General features: G+C 67.4%; 19 protein-coding genes. 6 read left to right on the top strand and 13 right to left on the bottom strand.

Annotated features, from left to right (window positions below; translation table 11 throughout):
- The coding region (locus tag LF41_RS16970) for a hypothetical protein (RefSeq protein WP_036168485.1) at positions 1–204 on the top strand (204 nt) is incomplete at its 5' end.
- Between the two features lie 41 nt (positions 205–245).
- Here LF41_RS16970 and LF41_RS08485 read toward each other — a convergent pair.
- On the bottom strand, positions 246–896 hold the full coding sequence (locus LF41_RS08485; protein ID WP_036168483.1) for a response regulator: 651 nt from the start codon (positions 894–896) through the stop codon (positions 246–248).
- Positions 897–1,011: 115 nt separating this feature from the next.
- Entirely contained in the window at positions 1,012–2,946 is a 1,935-nt protein-coding gene (locus LF41_RS08480) for a S9 family peptidase (protein ID WP_052116249.1), read from the bottom strand.
- 130 nt (positions 2,947–3,076) lie between these two features.
- Between LF41_RS08480 and LF41_RS08475 the strand changes: the two genes are divergently transcribed.
- Positions 3,077–3,406 (top strand): antibiotic biosynthesis monooxygenase family protein, encoded by a 330-nt coding sequence (locus tag LF41_RS08475; protein WP_036168481.1) that lies wholly within the window; start codon positions 3,077–3,079, stop codon positions 3,404–3,406.
- Here LF41_RS08475 and LF41_RS08470 read toward each other — a convergent pair.
- From LF41_RS08470 to LF41_RS08425, 10 genes are all read right to left on the bottom strand, one after another.
- The gene (locus LF41_RS08470) at positions 3,390–3,599 is read right to left on the bottom strand and encodes a dodecin (protein ID WP_036168479.1); all 210 of its coding nucleotides are present in this window, start codon (positions 3,597–3,599) and stop codon (positions 3,390–3,392) included. The two genes, LF41_RS08475 and LF41_RS08470, sit on opposite strands and share 17 nt — an antisense overlap.
- A gap of 64 nt (positions 3,600–3,663) precedes the next feature.
- Positions 3,664–4,827 carry a hypothetical protein gene (locus LF41_RS08465; RefSeq protein ID WP_036168477.1) on the bottom strand — a complete coding sequence of 388 codons (1,164 nt, stop codon included), beginning with the start codon at positions 4,825–4,827 and terminating at the stop codon, positions 3,664–3,666.
- A gap of 48 nt (positions 4,828–4,875) precedes the next feature.
- The gene (locus LF41_RS08460; protein ID WP_202594032.1) at positions 4,876–5,748 is read right to left on the bottom strand and encodes an HAD family hydrolase; all 873 of its coding nucleotides are present in this window, start codon (positions 5,746–5,748) and stop codon (positions 4,876–4,878) included.
- The gene (locus tag LF41_RS08455) at positions 5,741–6,145 is read right to left on the bottom strand and encodes a YidH family protein (protein WP_036168474.1); all 405 of its coding nucleotides are present in this window, start codon (positions 6,143–6,145) and stop codon (positions 5,741–5,743) included. The genes LF41_RS08460 and LF41_RS08455 overlap by 8 nt, the downstream gene beginning before the upstream one ends.
- A complete protein-coding gene (locus tag LF41_RS08450; protein ID WP_036168472.1) occupies positions 6,142–6,504 on the bottom strand; it encodes a DUF1622 domain-containing protein in 363 nt (120 codons plus the stop codon). Before LF41_RS08450 ends, LF41_RS08455 begins: the two co-directional genes overlap by 4 nt.
- A 10-nt stretch (positions 6,505–6,514) precedes the next feature.
- Positions 6,515–7,468: a formylglycine-generating enzyme family protein gene (locus LF41_RS08445; protein WP_036168469.1), complete on the bottom strand. Its 954-nt coding sequence runs from the start codon at positions 7,466–7,468 to the stop codon at positions 6,515–6,517.
- A complete protein-coding gene (locus LF41_RS08440; RefSeq protein WP_036168467.1) occupies positions 7,465–8,010 on the bottom strand; it encodes a DUF4136 domain-containing protein in 546 nt (181 codons plus the stop codon). The genes LF41_RS08445 and LF41_RS08440 overlap by 4 nt, the downstream gene beginning before the upstream one ends.
- A gap of 10 nt (positions 8,011–8,020) precedes the next feature.
- The gene (locus LF41_RS08435; RefSeq protein WP_036168465.1) at positions 8,021–8,488 is read right to left on the bottom strand and encodes a YidH family protein; all 468 of its coding nucleotides are present in this window, start codon (positions 8,486–8,488) and stop codon (positions 8,021–8,023) included.
- An 82-nt stretch (positions 8,489–8,570) separates the two neighbouring features.
- Complete coding sequence (locus LF41_RS08430) at positions 8,571–8,993, bottom strand: response regulator (protein WP_161786942.1); 423 nt, start codon at positions 8,991–8,993, stop codon at positions 8,571–8,573.
- Between the two features lie 88 nt (positions 8,994–9,081).
- Complete coding sequence (locus LF41_RS08425) at positions 9,082–9,768, bottom strand: response regulator transcription factor (protein WP_036168463.1); 687 nt, start codon at positions 9,766–9,768, stop codon at positions 9,082–9,084.
- A gap of 166 nt (positions 9,769–9,934) precedes the next feature.
- Here LF41_RS08425 and LF41_RS16140 point away from each other — a divergent pair, with 166 nt between their 5' ends.
- The 4 genes from LF41_RS16140 to LF41_RS08405 all read left to right on the top strand — a co-directional run bounded on the left by LF41_RS16140 (position 9,935) and on the right by LF41_RS08405 (position 14,548).
- The gene (locus LF41_RS16140) at positions 9,935–11,518 is read left to right on the top strand and encodes a sensor histidine kinase (RefSeq protein WP_052116246.1); all 1,584 of its coding nucleotides are present in this window, start codon (positions 9,935–9,937) and stop codon (positions 11,516–11,518) included.
- Positions 11,519–11,587: 69 nt separating this feature from the next.
- Positions 11,588–12,526, top strand: coding sequence for a SphA family protein (locus LF41_RS08415; protein WP_036168461.1), 939 nt, complete (start codon positions 11,588–11,590; stop codon positions 12,524–12,526).
- A gap of 10 nt (positions 12,527–12,536) precedes the next feature.
- Positions 12,537–13,250 (top strand): aquaporin Z, encoded by a 714-nt coding sequence (gene aqpZ / locus LF41_RS08410; protein WP_036168459.1) that lies wholly within the window; start codon positions 12,537–12,539, stop codon positions 13,248–13,250.
- Positions 13,247–14,548, top strand: a complete 1,302-nt coding sequence (locus LF41_RS08405) for a peptidase MATCAP family protein (protein WP_036168453.1) — start codon at positions 13,247–13,249, stop codon at positions 14,546–14,548. Before aqpZ ends, LF41_RS08405 begins: the two co-directional genes overlap by 4 nt.
- Here the strand turns inward: LF41_RS08405 and LF41_RS08400 are convergent.
- Positions 14,545–15,408, bottom strand: coding sequence for a bile acid:sodium symporter family protein (locus LF41_RS08400; protein WP_052116245.1), 864 nt, complete (start codon positions 15,406–15,408; stop codon positions 14,545–14,547). The genes LF41_RS08405 and LF41_RS08400 overlap by 4 nt on opposite strands.

Genomic DNA, 15,408 nt, shown 5'->3' with positions numbered 1-15,408 from the left:
GAAGCGCAGGCCGAAGCGCAGGCCGATGCACAGGCCGATGCGTACGTCGACCAGCAGGAGTTCCAGCAGGAGTTCCAGCAGGAACAGGTCGCGGCGAATGTGCCGGCGACCCCGGGCTTGTTCGATGCGATGCCGTCGGCCGACCCGGCGCAAGCCGCCGCCGACGCCGCGGAAGACGCGAAGCAGGAACACCGCAACGCGTAACCCAACCCCGCCCTCCCCTGCACGCAGGGGAGGGCGCAGGGCTACCACGCCAGCGCCGGATCGCTCATCCCGTACCGGCTCACCACCCGCGCCAGCGCGATGGGGTCGCGGATGCCCAGCTTGTCGAACAAGCGCGACTTGTGCGTGTTGATCGTCTTCGCGCTCAGGCTCAGGCGCCGCGCGATGTCTTCCTGCCGCAGCCCGCGCACCAGCAACATCGCCACTTCCAGTTCGCGCGGCGACAACGTGTCGAACGGCGTGCCGTGGCTGCCGTCGATCTTCGCCAATGCGATCTGTTGCGCGATGCCGGTCGCGAGGTAACGCCGTCCGTGCGCGACATCCTGCAACGCGCGCAGCAATTCGCTCGAGTCATGGCTTTTGCCGACATATGCCGATGCGCCCGCCTCGAGCGCGCGCCGCGGCAACGGCCCGTCCTGCACCGCGGAAACCACGATGACGCGCGTGCCGTAACCGCCACGCACGACGCGCTCGGTGACTTCCAGCCCGCTGATGCCCGGCAGGTGCACGTCGCACACCAGCACGTCGGGCCGCAGCTTGCGCAGTTGCGGCAGGGCGTCCTCGCCACTTTCCGCCTGGCCCACCACTTCCACTTCCGGCACACCACCGAGAATCATGCACATCCCGGTGCGTACGATGACCTGATCGTCGACCACGAATACGCGGATCGTCATCCCTGACTACCTCCTTTCGCACCAGCCTATGCCGATGCGAAAGAAGGGTCGTGCGAAACCGGTCAGCATTCTCCCGAAAGCGGAGTCGCGGATCAGCGGTGGAAGTTTCCGTCGATCATTGTGGCGTCGTGTGCTTCGCGAGGAACGCCAGCAAGCGCGTGTAGAAATCGCGCTCGTCCTCGTCGAGGTTGAGGCCATGGCCCTCGCGCATGTATTCCTGGAACTCGACGTCGACGCCCGCCTCCTTCAACGCCTTCACCATCTTGCGCGAGTGCGCCACGTCGACGCGCGCATCCAGCCGCCCGTGCGCGATGAACACCGGCACCTTGATCGCCGCGGCATTCTGCGCGGGCGAACGCGACGCGAGGTCCGCCTTGTCCTTGCCGAGCACCTTCTCCAGGTAGTCCAGGCCCAGGTCGCTGCGGCGGATGCTGCCCCACTTGTACATCTTGGCCAGGTCGTACGGCGCCGCGTAACCGGCCACGCAGCGATACAAGCCCGGCTCGCGCACGCCGCCCATCAGCGCCGCGTAACCGCCGTAACTCGCGCCGTACAGGCACACGCGCTTGCCGTCGGCGATGCCCTGCCCGATCGCCCACTTCGTCGCGTCGGTCACGTCGTCCTGCATCGCGCGGCCCCACTGGCGCCAGCCGGCTTGCTCGAACTGCTTGCCGTAACCGCCCGAGCCGCGATAGTTCACGCGGAGCACCGCATAGCCCTGGCTCGCGAGCAGGCCCGCTTCGGAATCGAACGACGCGCTGTCGTACACCCCATGCGGGCCGCCGTGCGGAACGACGACCATCGGCAGATCCTTCTCGCGGCCGTCGGGCGGCAACGTCAGCACGCCGTAAAGCGTCTTGCCGTCGCGCGCCTGCACCACCACTTCGCGCGTCTTCGGCAACTGCGCCTCGGGCAGCCAGCTGCGCGCACGGGCGATGAGCTTCGCCTTCTTGGTGGTGCGGTCGAACAGATACCACGATCCCGGATCGCGATCGCCACTGGCCAGCACGATCGCCTTGGAGCGATCCCGCGACGCGCTGGTGACGCCGATCATGCGCCCCGGGAACGCACGCACGATCTGCTCGATCGCCTGCGCATCGGGATGCTGCGTGTTCCAGAACACCGGCCGCGGCGCGGTCGGCCCGTAGTACGCGCCCAGCGGCGTTTCGCCGTCGAACGCGTCGATGGTGGTGACCACATCCGACACCGCGTCGCGATACACCTCGGTACGTGCACCGGTGCCGAAGTCGTAACGCTCGACGACCGACGGCCCGCTCTCGCGCTCGGATTCCAGGAACGCGAATTCGCCGGCGGAGTCCACGCCGAGCGGCCACACGTGCAGGCCGGTCTGCGTGCTGTCGTTCACCAGCGTCCAGCCGGTGTCGTTGCCCTTGTGTGCATGCAGCTTCGAATTGGCCTTGTCGTCCACGCCGATGGCGAAACGCACGTGCCCATGGCGATCGGCGCGCAGCGAGGCTTCGCGGTCCGGCGCGTCGATGAGCTTCTCGCCCATGCGGTTGGTGTGGCCGATCTCGACCTTGTGCACGGCACCGACGCACCCGCCTTCGCCGTAGTTGGAGCACTGGATGACCAGCAGATGCTCCACGTCGCCGTCGATCGTCGCCAGGAAGTTGGCGGGCAGCACGTAGCGCGAGAAATCGTCGACCGTGATGATCGCCAGCGTCGGGTCCGAGAACGAGACGTTGTACTTCTTCATCACGCGGTTGACCGCGACGAGGATGCGCTTGTCGTCGATCCACGACAGGCGTTCGACCTCTCCGCCATCGCCGGTTTCGAATCGCTTGAGCGTGGCGAGCGTCGCTGCGTCGCGGATCGTCACGACCGTGCTGTCGCCGTCGCGCTGCGCCACCGCAAGGCGCGTACCGTCGGGCGAGATCTGCACGCGCTCGATCGTCGAACGCTTGAGATAGTCCTGCCACGCCGGCGCGGCCGGCGTCGCGTTGTCCGCCTGCGCCCGCGGTTGGCCCAACGTCGCGCACGCCGCCACCAGCGCGACCACCAGGCCGCGCACCAGATTCCGATCCAACATCCCGCCCCCGAAAAAGTGCTTTCCCCTGCCGCTATCCCACCGCGTCCGGCCCCGCGAATCAAGGGGCGCAAGATGAACACCGGTAGCGACCTGCGCGAGAATGGCCCCGACACCGCAAGGAGCCCCGCCGATGATCGTCCGCATGTGGCATGGCCGCACCGCCGCGCACCGCGCCGATGACTACCTCGCGTTCCTCGAGGCGCGCGCCATTCCCGACTACCGCCGCATCGACGGCAATGCCGGCGTCTGGTTGCTGCGCCGGATCGAAGGCGACATCGCGCACTTCATCACGATGACGCACTGGACCTCGCGCGAGGCGATCGCCGCGTTCGCGGGCGACGACATCGCGGTGGCGAAGTACTACCCCGAGGACCGCGACTTCCTGCTGGAATTCGAGCCCACCGTCGTGCACTACGAGATCTGCGGCGGCGAGCCTGGTCCGCTCAATCCTCGAGCGTGAATCCGGCCTTGATCGTCACCTGCCAGTGCTGGACGCGCCCATCCTCGACGTGGCCGCGGGTCTCGATGATCTCGAACCACTTGAGGCTGCGCACCGTCTTGCTGGCGCGTTCGATCGCGTTGCGTACGGCGTCGTCCGTGCCGGTCGTCGACGAGCCGGTCAGTTCGATCGCCTTGTAGACATGGTTGGTCATGCGCGCCTCCGGAGCGGGTGGGAACACTCGAGCCAACGAAGCGCGCCTTGGGCGACGGCCAGCGTCACGCGAGCGCGCCGAGCAGCCGCCGCAGCAACTCGTCGATCGACACCGCATGCAGCACCAGCGGCACGATCGGCAGGGCCGACGCCAGCGCCACGCTGAGCAGCGAGAGTTTGTTCACGGGAATCACCGCCATCGTGCGGGCCGTGCCGTACATCGCGGTGAAGTCGGCGATCGCGGACGGATTGGGACTTTCGAGCAGCGACTCGCCCGAACGCGCGACGTCGGCCTGGTCCCAATGCGCCGCGAACGCACGCGACGCCGCCTGCCCCAGCACACCGAGCGCGTGCATTCCGTGCCGCCGCGCGCGCACCAGGGGCTTCATCAGGAACAGCAGCGGCGCGAACACCACCGCCACGCTGCCCGCCACGCAGCCCAGCAGTTCCCACTGGAACGACTGCAGCGGCACGTGCGCATATTCCATCTGCACCAGCGCGTTGCCGCAGAGGATCGTGCTGCCGGCGAGGGTGAGGATCGCGAACCACGCCTGCCCCGGCCCGAAGAACCCCAGGCCGCCCGCGCCATCCGGATGCGCGGCAAACAAGGCCAACCGCAAGCGCGAGAAGCGCCACAACCAATAGGACCACAACGCGAACCGCCACACCCACACCAGCGCGACGAACCGGAACGCCGGCGCCGACACGATCGCGAACCACTCGCCCGCCTTCGTCAGCGCCCCACCCTCCGTCGCCCAATGCGTGAAGCCCGGCACATGCGAGAAGCGCGCATCGGTCGAGAACGCCGACAACACCGCGATCAGCGCGCAGATCGCTTCGGGCGCATACGAATCGCGCAGCGCGTGGCCATGGTGCACGAGCCTGTCGAACGCCTCGCGCGAGGATTTTTCGATGAGCCCCGATCGCCCGATGTATCGAACCGCCGAATGCAGCACTTCATCGCACGGCCTGGCGCCGAGGACCAGGATCGGCACCGCGACCAGCAATCGTGCGATCACCGCGTGGTCGCCAAGCAACGCGATGCGATCGGCGGACGGCCACAGCATGCCGTCCATCCCGGCGAACACCATCAACGGCACGAACGACACGAGCACCAGGACGCCCAACACCAATGGCGCCGTCGGCACGCCCGCGCGCAATGCGCCCAGCCAATGCAACAACCGATACACCGGCCCGCCGCGCAACAGGGAGAAGCTGTCGGAGATCATGTCAGTGCGCGCCCGGGTACACGACCTCCCAGTCGTGCGCCATGTCGATCACGGTCCATCCGCGCGCGGGGGCTTCGTCCAGCCCGCGGGCGAGCATGCCCGCCGACGATTGGCGGTCGTACGCGAATTCGCGCACGCCATCGGTGTGATGCAGCAACGCGGCGTAACGCGGGCCTGGACCACTCGTCGTCCATTCGAGCATCTCGAAATCGCCGTCGGAGTTGCCGAACGCCATGACCGGACGCCGGCCGAGGAAAAACGCTGGATGCCGACCGGCTTGCCCGCATGGTCGTCCACCAGTTCCGGCTGCGCGGTCTTCAGGATGGAAGGCGCGTCGCCGCCCTCGTAATGCAGCCCGGCGTAGCTGCCGATCACCTGCTGCGGGGGAACGCCGTACACGCTTTCGACCCACGCGCGCAGGAACTCCTGGCCACCGCCCGACACGATCCACGTCCCGTAACCGTTCGCGCGCAGGTACGCCATCAACTCCTGCATGGGCTGGAAAACCATGGCGTGATAGGGCTTGCGCGTCGTCGGGTGCCGCGCCTGCGCCATCCATTCGCGCACGATCTCGCCGAAGGCGTCCGTCGTCATCCCCGCGTGCGTGGCGGCCACGATCGGCATCAGCCCCTTCTCGCCCGATGCCGCCAACGCCTTCATGTCGCCGTCGAGCACCCACTTGAACGGCGTGGTCGTCGCCCATTCCGGATTCGCACCGGCCAGTGCGCGCACACGATCCAGCGCGAACAGGAACTGGAAGTACATCGGTTGTTCGGACCACAGCGTGCCGTCGTTGTCGAACACCGCGATCCGCTCGGCAGGCGCGACGAAATCGGGACCGCCCGGCGTCGTGGTCCGCCGCACGAAATCGACGATCGCCCGCCGCGCCGCCGAATCCGACCAGGACGGCAACTCAGACATGGAACAACCACGCGGCGGTGACGCAACCGATGAGGAGGAACACCAGCGTCATCACCACCACCGCGCGATCGAGCGAGCGGAAACTCGCGTTGCGAATGTCCGTGTTGACGTGCTTGTACCGATACAACGACCACAGCGCCAGCGCGATGCCGAGCAGCACCATGCCGACGCCCACGTTCTGCGTATCGCGCAGTGCGCCGAAGGACTGCCCGGCCTGCAGCTTGTCGCTTTGCTGGAGGAACACCGAAAAGCGGTTCAACGTGATCCCGAACCCGATCAGCGACACGCACGTGCGCAGGTACGCCAGGTGCGTGCGTTCGTTCGCCAGGTGCGAGCGCAGGTCGGCCAGTCCCGTGCGCGAGGCGGCCAGTTCGTTCGAAGTCGGTTGCGTGCTCATGCGACCTCCGGAGCGTCCTTCGCGCCTTCGCGCGCCGCGGCGTCCAGGTCGCGTTCGAGGAAGAAGTTGAGGAACGTACGGATGACGGCGATCGCGGCGAGCTTGCCGATGTCGTCCCACGTCGGTGCGATCGCGGTGCGCACGATGTCGGCCGCGAGCATGAATTCCAGCCCGAGCAACAACCATCGCGCCAGACTGAGCCAGGCCGCGCGCCGCCGCCCCTGCGACGCCAGGTTGCGCACCAGGGGAACGACGATGCGCACCAGCGCTTCGACGGCGCCGATGGCGATCATCAAGACGGAGATCGCTTCCAGCGCCAGCGCGATGTGCTGGCTCACTTCGCGGAAGAGCGCCTCCATGCGTGCATCCTCAGCTGCGCGACACGCAGCGGAAGCCGAGGTGCGAGGTCGACGTGTCGACCGGCTGCGCCATGCGCGCGGCGGGCCGGTAACGCCGGCAATAATTGGGCGCGCACAGGTGCGAACCGCCCTTCATCACGCGGCGCGGGATCTTCAGTTGCGGCTGCGCGGGATCGAAGCTCGCCTCCGCCGGGCCGCCGCGTGGATTCTCGGGAATGCAGCAGGCCTTCTGCGCTTCGGCCGGGTGCCGCGGGCGATACCAATCGGCGGTCCATTCCCACACGTTGCCGATCATGTCGGACAGGCCGTAGCCGTTCGCCGGATAGGCACCGACCGGCGACGTGCCGATGTACCCGTCCTGCGCCAGGTTCTGCCACGGGAACTCGCCCTGCCACGTGTTCGCGCGATGCAGTCCGTGCGGCGCGAACTCCTCGCCCCACGCGAACTCCGCCTCGTCGAGCCCGCCGCGCGCCGCGCATTCCCATTCGGCTTCCGTCGGCAACGCCTTGCCGACCCAGGCGACGTACGCATCGACATCGTGCGCCGCGACATGCACGACCGGATGGTCGTCCTTGCCCTCGATCGACGAATGCGGCCCTTGCGGATGCCGCCAATCGGCGCCGGGAACGAATTGCCACCAGCGATAGTGATCCTCCAGCGACACGCGATGCGGCGGCGGGACGAAGACGACCGACGCCGCCACCAGCATCTCCGGCAACGCGCCGGGATAGTCCTCTTCCTTCGGCGGCACTTCGGCCATGGTGACGTAACCGGTGGCATCGACGAACGCGCGGAACTGCGCATTCGTCACCGGCGATGCATCGATCCAGAACCCGTCGACCGCCACGCGATGCGCCGGCGCTTCCTCCGGGTAATGGTGATCCGATCCCATCCGGAACGTGCGCGCCGGAATCCACACCATTCCCTCGGGCGCCGCGGGACGCATCGCGGGCCGTGCGTTCATTTCGCGGCGGTTCCCGGCGGGAACGACGCGAACATCTTGTCGAGCGCCGAATTGACCGCGGCTTCCGTCTTCTCCGGAGAATCGGGCACCGTGCCGCTGGCCACGCCGCGCCACACCGCTTTCTTCGTCGAGGGATCGAACATGTCGAGCACGAGCGTGCCGACCGTGTAGGTGTTCACGCGCGTCGTCGAACTGCCCATCGCGCCGTACGCGCCCCACCCCGGCCCCCAGCCCCAACCGCCCATGCCGGTGCCCGTGTAGAACGTATCGAGCGTCTGCTTCTCGCTCGTGGCGACGTTGCCGACGATGGCGATGTCCCCGCTGCCTTCCTGGCGCGTGAAGCCTTTCGCCGCCATGCGCGCATCGATTCCCGCGAGGATCCGCTGCTTCGCCAGCGGATTGGTGATTTGCGGCTCCTGCGCCCAGTAGTACGTGTGGTAGCGGGTGAAATCGGCCGACGGATCGTGGTCGACCGTCACGTCGGGCGTCGATGCGCAACCGGCGAGCAACGCGGTCAACATCAGGGGGGCGAGCGCTTTCATCGTGGCTCCTTTATCCGAACGGTTGAACGTCGAAGACCATGCTGGCGATCGCCAACAAGCCGATGAGCAGCAGGACGACCGCGCAGATCAGCGTCAGCGAAATCGGATACTCGCTCTGCCCGTGGATGAGGCCGTCGCGGATCATCTGCGTGCGCTCCTGGCGCAACTGCGTCATGTAGCGCACGTGGTAGGCGATGCCGGCCAACAGCAGCAACGTCCCCACCATCACCAGCGCGATGCCGAAATTGCGCGGCGCTTCGCGCGCGAGGCGCGCGCCCGGTTGTTCGAGCCAATGCGTGAATACCTGGTAGATCGTGAAGCCGAAGCTGATGAGCGAGAGCGACGTGCGGATCACCGACATCAGCGTGCGATCGGCGCTCATGCGCGTGCGCTGGAAACTCATGCCCGTGCGGCGCGCGGACAACTCGACCGATACGTCGTCGGCCGTCTTGTATTTCTCGGGATCGACCGGGAGCATGGTCGGTCCAGCTTCCGGTCGCCGCACAACCCGCACAACGGGGTTTACACGGTCGGTGGCCTCAGTATTTCTACTGGTGCGCTCAACGCCGGGTGGCGTGGCGGTCGAGCGATGCCGACGCATACCAACGCCCCGCCATCACCTCCTCGACCGCGGCGTTCAACGCATCCCCGGCATCGGCTTTCAGCACGTACGCCGTGCGTGGCAGGGATTTGGCTTTCGCGACCAGCGCCGGCTCGTCGTGCACGGTGATGAAGACCACGCGCAACCGCGGCAAGCGCCGCAACGCGAGCTCGGCGGCCTGCATGCCGTCGAGCCCCGGCAACGAGATATCGGTCACCAGCACGTCGGGCTGCAGCGCATCCAGCGCGCCCAGGATGGCGTCGCCATCGGTCACCAGCCCGAGGACCTCGAACTCCTGCGCCAGCAACGCCCGCAACTGCCGCGCCACGACCGGACTGTCCTCGGCCAACAACACCCGCACCCGGTACGGAGCCCCGTTCATCCCCACAGCGTGAAGGCGCGCGCGCGCGCCGACCATCGTGAAAACGACTGAAAAGCGCCACGTAAAACTACTGTGGCCGGTCAGTAGCTCAGGGCGGTGCGTCGATCGCGATCAGCCCCGCGTGCGCGGCCTTGCGTACGAGTTCGACGGTGCTGTGCACGCCGAACTCCTGCATGATCGCGTACTTGTGCGACTCCACCGTGCGCACCGACAGGCCGAGCTCGAAGGCGATCTGCTTCGACCGCAGGCCTTGCGCCACGCGCGCCAGGATCTCCCGCTGCTTCTGCGTCAGCGCCGCATCCGGCATCGACCGCGCAGCCGACTGCCCCCCGTGCGCCCGATGCGCACTCGCGCGGATGGTGCGCGCGGCCAACGTCGGCGTCACGTACGTGCGCCCCGCGAGCACCTCGAAGATCGCCCGCACCAACTCCTCGCCCGCCGACGACTTCAGCACGTACGCACTCGCACCGCCTTCGATCGCTTCGGCCGCCAGCTCCGGATCGGCGTGCATCGTGAGGAACACGAACGGCACCTCGATGCCGTCGCCGCGCAACGCGCGCATCGCATCCAGCCCACTCATTCCGGTCATGCTGATGTCGGAAACGATGACGTCGGGCGGATCGCGACGCACTTCGTCGACGAGCGACTGTCCGTCACTCACGATCCGGATGTTGCAGAAGCACTCGAGCAGCAGCATCTCGATGCCTTGGGCGACGAGCACATGGTCGTCTGCGAGCAAGACCCGCGCGCGTTCTGAGGAGTTCGCAGCGTCCATCACGGCCCCCTTCAAAGGTCCGATGCGTGCCCCCTGCGCACCGTGAGGGTCGCGTCGAAAGCGTTCAGATCGCGTGACGGGGCCCATCCGTCGGAGGAGTGACCTTCGGTCATTGAAACGTGCGTGTACGGGGAGTACACGAAGCTGAAAATGCCCGGGATTCGCAATGGACCACGACGTTGCGCGCACCGGCTGGGGCATCCCCGCGGCCGTCGCCGTGGCGGGGGCACTCGGCCAATCGATGACGATGGCGCCCTGGGCGGCGTCGTTCCTTGCGCAGGCCGCCTGGCTGCCCGGCGCGATCCTGATGTGCGGCCTGCTCGCGACCCCCGGCGCCCGCTGGGCCGTGGTCTACGGCGCCGCACTGCTCGGCAGCGCGGTCGCGTGCATCGGCATGGAGCGCGAACTGCTGCCGCATTGCGTCGTGTTGATGGGCGAATTCGCGCTGGTGGTGGTCGCGACCTGGCTGCTGCATCCGGCCCGCGATGGCCGCATCTCGCCGACGGGCTGCGATCCGGTGAAGTTCCTGCTGCTGTGCGGCGTCGCCTTGCCCGTCGCGGGGGGCGCCTGGGCACACGCGGCAACCTCGCAACTCGGCATGAGTGCGATGCCGATGCCCGAAAGCGGCGACATGCTCGCGCGCAGCATCGGCTATCTGATCGTCGTGCCCGCCTTCACCGGCGTGATCCGGCTCGCGCAGGATGCGCCGCGCGAATCGCCGCAGCACGGCTGGCAATCGACGATCCTCCTGGTCGGCGCCCTCGGCATCGTCGTGCTGTGGGTCTCGCCGTTCGGCACTGGCGACGCCTTCCCGGTGCTGCTGCTCGCGCCAGTGATGTTGATGTTGTGGTCCGACCACGCGCTCGGCACCGCATGGACGCGCCTGGCATGGGTGCCGATCTGGCTGGGCTGCCTGCTGCTCACCTCGCTCGGCATCGGCCCGCTCGTGCATCAGATCCCGGGCGCCACGCTGTCGCACCTGCAATGGTGGAGCGTCGGCACCAGCGTCGTGCTGTTGTTGCTCACCGCGTTGCGCGACCAGCGCGGCGAATCCAGCGAAGCGCTGCGCGATTCCGGCGAACGGCTCAGCCAGCTCGCGCGCCGCGCGATGAACATGCAGGAAAACGAACGCAGTCGCATCGCGCGCGACCTGCACGACGACGTCAACCAATCGCTCGCCGCGATCTCCATCGAACTGAGCACGCTCAAGCGCGGCAGCGATGCCACGGCGCGCGACCGCATCGAAGGGCTGCAGGATCGCCTGCTGGGCGTATCGGACGACATCCGCCGCCTCTCGCACGAACTGCATCCCAGCATGCTTCGATACACCAGCCTGGCCGCATCGCTCGAAGGCCTGTGCGCCAGCCATTCGCGTGACGACCTGCACGTGCGATGCGAAACCGACGAATCGTTCGAACTCACCGAGCCGCAGAAGCTCGACCTGTTCCGCATCGCGCAGGAAGCGCTGCACAACGTGGAAAAACATGCCGGCGCACGCCAGGTGCGCATCGAATTGCGGCGCGACCGCGCGGGCTGGGGCTTGCTGCGCGTGGAGGACGATGGCCGCGGGTTGCCGGACGATCGCGCCGATACACCGAAGACCGGCCTGGGGATGATCAGCATGGCCGAACGCGCGCGCTCGCTGCGCGGCCGCCTGGATTTCGGCAACGGCCCGCGCGGCGGCACGCGCGTCGACGTGCGCTTCCCGGTGCCCGTGCCATCGGTAGAAGTACTGAGGCCGATTCCGTAGAAGTCGGGCTGCGGCATGCGGCCGCGGGCGGCGACGATACGGGCTCTTCCCGTCGTCGTCGGATCACGAATGCCGAGCGCGCGTTCCCTCCCCCTCGTCGCCGCGCTCGTGGCCGCCTTTGCCTGCGTGCCCGCACACGCCACCGAAGGCGGGCTCGGCAAGCCGATCACCGGCCTGCAGGGGCAATCCTATGCAGGCGTGGTTCCGCCGACGCCGGGATTCAATCTCGCGATCGGGTATGCGTACTACTCCGGGCAGATCGGCGGCCAGCGCGAAACGCCCATCGGCCGCAGCACGGCGATCGGCGTCGATGCGCAATTCAGCCTGCTCAGCTTCACAGGCCTGTACGTATGGCCGACGGGCGAAGGCCGCTGGAATTACGCCAGCGCCGTCGCCGTCCCGTTCGCGAAGGTCGACGTCGGCGCGGACCTGCGCATCGGCCGGATCGGTTTGTCCACCGACGACAGCGACAGCGGTTTGTTCGACATGACGATCGTGCCGGTCATCGCCAGCCGCCACTTCAGCCAGACCAAGCACATGTCGCTGGCGCTCTACATCAGCGCGCCGACGGGATCCTACGACCCCGACAAGCTCGCCAACGTCAGCCTCAACAATTGGTCGTTCTCGCCGACCGTCGCGTACACGCAACTCGGCCAGGCCGGCACGCTCGAGTTCACCACGCTCGCCGCGATGGATTTCTACACCGAGAACACGGCGACCGATTACCAGAATGGCGCGGTTTTCCGCGTGGATGCGTTGTTGATCAAGAGGACCAGGAGCGGATGGGGCTTCGGCGCCGCCGGCGGATGGATCGAACAACTGGAAGACGACACCGGCCCGACGGCCGATCGCCTCAACGGCTTCAAGGGCCAATCGCTCGCGATCGGGCCGATCGCCACCTACAAGACGGGCAAGGTCGAGTTTTCCGCCCGCTGGTTGTACGAGTTCGATGTCGAGAATCGTCTGGAAGGCAACCCCGTGTTGATCACGGGCACGATCACGTTCTAGGAGACCGGCCATGCTCAAGCGTCTGCTCGCGGAAACCATCGGCACCTTCTGGCTCGTCCTCGGGGGCTGCGGCAGCGCGGTGCTCGCGGCGAACTTCGGCGGCGACGGCAATCCGCTGGGCATCGGGTTGCTGGGCGTGTCGCTCGCCTTCGGCCTCACCGTGCTCACCGGTGCGTATGCGCTCGGGCATATCTCGGGCGGGCACTTCAACCCGGCAGTGAGCGCGGGCTTGTGGGCCGGCGGTCGGTTTCCCGCACGCGAGCTGGTTCCGTATTGGGTCGCGCAAACCCTGGGCGCGGTGCTCGCGGGTTTCGTGCTGTGGCAGATCGCGCACGGGCGCGCGGACGTCGTGATCGATCCGAGCGCGGCGGGCACGTTCGCCACCAACGGTTTCGGCGAGATGTCGCCCGGTGGTTACTCGATGGTCGCGGCCCTGCTCACCGAGTTGGTGATGACCGGCATGTTCCTCGTCGTGATCATGGGCGCCACCGATCCGAAAGCGCCCGCGGGCAACGCGCCGCTCGCCATCGGCCTGGCGCTCACGCTGATCCACCTGATCAGCATTCCGGTGACCAACACCTCCGTGAACCCCGCGCGCTCGACGGGCGTGGCGTTGTTCACCGGCGGCGTGCCGCTGCAACAACTGTGGTTCTTCTGGGTCGTGCCGATCATCGGCGGCGTGATCGGCGGCGGCCTGTATCGCTGGCTCAGGCAACCGGAATGAACGCCGCGCTCGCCGACCCCGCACTCGAACGTCTGTTCGCCGCGGATGCGGCGATCGTCAAGGTCGGTCGCAAGATCCGCGTGCTCGATGCGATCGGCTGGCCGGCGTGGATGGAGACGCGTTTCCTGGACGGCCTGCGCGCGGGCAGGCCCGAGTTGCCCGTGCCCACGACGACACCCCAAGCGTTGAACGACGAGGTCGCCGAGCTCGACGCGATCATGCGCGGCATCGACCGCGGCCACCCCATCGGCCATTGGCTGTGGAAGACCGCCTGGAGCTACCGCGTCGCGGCGCAGATGCTGCGCGGCATCGGCACGCCGGAATTCACGCGCTGCTCCACCCTGCTCTATGGTCGGCCGGATACCAAATACGAATCGCAGGACGTGACGTCGGACGACGCCGCGCGCGACATGCTTGCCACCACCGATCACCTGATCGACGCGCGTCTGATCCCCGAGACGCCCGCGACGATGACGGCCGCGCAGTTCGCCGACCGCATCCGCGAACGCATCGATCCGTTCTTCACCGACGACAAGGTGGAGGTCGTCCTCGACCCCGATCTCGCGTCGAAGGCCGCGGCCGGCAGCAAGCGCATCACGCTGCGCGCGACCGCGATGTTCTCCGAGCTCGACGTCGAGCAACTCGTCCAGCACGAAGCCTTCATCCATAGCGCAACGCTGCTCAACGGCAAGCACCAGCCGCACGTGAAATCGCTCGGCGTCGGTTCGCCGCGCACCACGCGCACGCAGGAAGGCCTGGCGACGTATTCGGAAATCATCACCGGGGCGATCGACCTGCAACGGCTGCGGCGCGTGGCGCTGCGCATCGTCGCGGTGGGCCAGGCCCTGCAGGGCGCCGACTTCATGGAGGTCTTCCGCACGTTCCTCGACGCCGGCCAGAGCGAAGTCGAAAGCTATCGCAGCGCGGCGCGCGTGTTCCGCGGCGGCGACGTCCGCGGCAAAGTCTGCTTCACGAAGGACGGCGCGTACCTCGAAGGCGTCATCATGGTGCACCTGTTCATCTGCAAGGCCCTGCACGAAGGCCGCGCGGACATCCTGCGGATGTTGTTCTGCGGGCGCGTCAATTCGGCGGACGTGATCACGCTGGCGCCGTTCCGCGAGAGCGGCTTGATCGCGGGCCCGCGCTACGTCGCCCCGTGGGCGCAATCGCCCGAACGCGTGCTCGCGACGATGGCCTTCTCCGCGGCAACGGAGAGGTTCAGGCTGGATACGTTCAAGCTCGATCGCTTCGTCGAATACGAAGACGAGCGCATCGCAGAATCGGGCATCGGCGTCTAGAGCTTCGGCGTCGGCGGGCATTCCGCGCGGCGCTGCCACAACACGTACGGCATGCCGACGAGTGCGGAGACGAGCACGTAGAGCAGGATCGTGCCGCCGAAATGCAGGTCGGGGAAGTTCGCCGACGCGATGGTCAGCGCGATCGCCGGGTGCCGGCATGCGCTCGCCAGCGCGAGCACGATCGAGTGCCCGCGCTCGGGCCGGCCGAACCAATGCCCCACCGCGAGGCCGATGCCGACGAACAACGCGATGGCGAAGATCGTGCCGTCGCCGACCGCTGCCCAGATGCCGCGCCAGGCCGCGGCCAGGAATACGACGACCGACAAGGGCAACAGGATGTTCGCCACGCGCCGCACGATGGGCGACAGTCGCGCGGCCAATGCGGGCATGCGCCGCCGGATGAACACGCCGATGACCAGCGGCGCCACGATCAGGATCAACACCGTGCGCGCGATGGCGCCCATCGACACTTGGAACTGGCGATCGAACAACCAGCCGAGCAACGCGCCCGACAACGGGATCGCAACGATCGCCAGCAACGACAAGGTGACCAACAGCGCCACGGTATAGGCATGCTCGCCGCCCGCGCGATCCATGCGGCCCGGCAGCAGCGGCGGCAAGGGCGAGAGCGCCAACGCGACCAGCGCGAGCTCCGTCGTCGGCCGGAAGTCGAACAGCCGCTCGATCAGCACGGCAACGATCGGCATCACGATCATCACCGCGAAAATCGATCGAAGCAGCAACTTCGGCCGATGCCACAGGTACAGCAGGTCCAGCTTCGTCGCATGCAGCCCGAAGCCGAGCACCGTGCAGACGATGCTCAGCTGGAACGCGAGGATGACGATGTGCTTGGGATCCAT

The organism is Lysobacter dokdonensis DS-58, assembly GCF_000770795.1.
Lineage (GTDB): Bacteria > Pseudomonadota > Gammaproteobacteria > Xanthomonadales > Xanthomonadaceae > Noviluteimonas > Noviluteimonas dokdonensis.
The sequence above is the reverse complement of the archived record's forward strand: the minus strand, read 5'-3'. Positions and strand labels throughout refer to the sequence as shown.